The sequence below is a fragment of the Burkholderia sp. ABCPW 14 genome (assembly GCF_001523835.1).
GTDB lineage: Bacteria > Pseudomonadota > Gammaproteobacteria > Burkholderiales > Burkholderiaceae > Burkholderia > Burkholderia mayonis.
Genome location: NZ_LOVS01000205.1, coordinates 1 through 1,613, shown reverse-complemented (window position 1 = coordinate 1,613; position 1,613 = coordinate 1). Strand labels below are relative to the sequence as shown.

The following is a 1,613-nucleotide window of genomic DNA, read 5'->3' as shown; positions in this document are numbered from 1 at the left end:
ACCCGCCATTCTGAACGACGACGCCAACGCATCACGTCAAAGGGGCCCTCGATGGGCCCCTTCGTACTTGAGCGAATTACTCAGCATTGCGCCGCCGTTTAAGTGCGGTTTTACATCGCCATCAACAAGAGAGGAACGGCAATGAAAAAGCGATTCACCGAAGAGCAAATCATCGGCACTCTGAAGGAAGCCGAGGCTGGCCTGAAGCCGTCGGAGCTGTGCCGCAAGTACGGCATCTCGGAAGCGACCTATTACAACTGGAAAGCGAGGTTCGGCGGGATGACGGTCTCCGAAGCGCAGCGCCTGAAGGAACCGGAGCAGGAAAACAACAAGCTCAAGCGCCTGTTGGCCGAATCGATGCTCGACAACGCCGCGCTGAAGGATCTGCTGGCTTGAAAGTAGCAAGCCAGCAGGCCAAGCGCGAAGCGGTCCGAATATTGATGACCGAACGCGCCATTCGTCATTTTTGCCAGGGACCGTGATGTCCAGAAGACGATGCAGGTTTGATGAGTCCCGATCTTACCTGTTTGCCATTACAACACTACCTTGCGCAACCTTGGACTACGGGGTGGTGATCGGATGCGATACGATGCCGAGGCACATCAAGCCGCGCTGACTGGAGGCGGATAGACGGTCCTTTCCCTCATAGCGAAATTCCAGACATGGCATCTCCTGCCTCCCATCAAGTTCGCGCGATCCGTAATCGCGGGCAGGTATGATATCGCAGACGTATTTTTTGCCTACTGACAATAGTCACAGGCCTCTGAGAACCTTATAAATAAAGGCTCTGAGGAGAAACTGCCAGATTTAGTACGAAAAGGTCGAAAATCCCTCGTCGCCCGGCAAGTACACCGTGCACGGGGTGGCCGTGGCCTCCGACAAGCATCGGACCCAGGGCGACATGCGTCCAAAGTGAAATGACGAAGGCCGATGTTGCATACCAGCATCATTTTTCCTTGTTCATCGCGTTTCGCGTCACTCACGAGTAGTCGTCCAATATCTCGTACTGACGGCACGCCGACGTCGACTTATTTCGTCACGCGATGTCGCCACATCATCGCGCCCGAACTCGTCATGTCTTCGCGGCAATGGAAACGCGCCACCCTTCGCGCGTCACGTATTAACACTGCGACATTTTTCGCCGATTCCGAAAGGCGACGGCCCCGTACGCCTGGCTTCCCCATGCATCCGGCAAGCGGCCGCCTTGGCACGTTGCCAGCTTCTTTCGACGCGCTGCCAATGGCGGATTCGACGCGCGTTCGAGGACGACTGGCTATCAGTTGGTCGGGGCACAGTAGCTGCGCGTTGTACATGGTGGGCCGCTTTTGAGTATCGGCGTATCCCGAATTCGTTTCTTGTCGTGTCGGCTCTTGAGGGCGGCTTCGCCTAAACGGGGCTCTTATTGAGAATTACGTAAATCATGACATTACCAAAGCTCGGCTTGCTTCCAGCAAGCAGCGATGATCGATTTGCGCTTCTGGCCACTCTTGAGCTTGCATCGAGCGGTGTGCTTCAACTCGGTCAGGTTGTTGGGACAGAAGTTGGCCAAGGCGTGCCGCTTGAGCCAAGCCCAGAGGTATTCGACTGGATTCAGATCGGGCGCGTAACCGGGC

General features: G+C 55.9%; 1 protein-coding gene and 1 pseudogene. One reads left to right on the top strand and one right to left on the bottom strand.

What is annotated here, in order from left to right; all coding sequences use genetic code 11:
- Nucleotides 1–141: 141 nt before the first annotated feature.
- A pseudogene (locus WS62_RS31170) lies at nt 142–434 on the top strand (transposase); the annotation flags it as partial.
- A 992-nt stretch (nt 435–1,426) separates the two neighbouring features.
- Here WS62_RS31170 and WS62_RS31165 read toward each other — a convergent pair.
- A partial coding sequence (locus WS62_RS31165; RefSeq protein ID WP_331460071.1) for a transposase occupies nt 1,427–1,613 on the bottom strand: 187 nt, incomplete at its 5' end.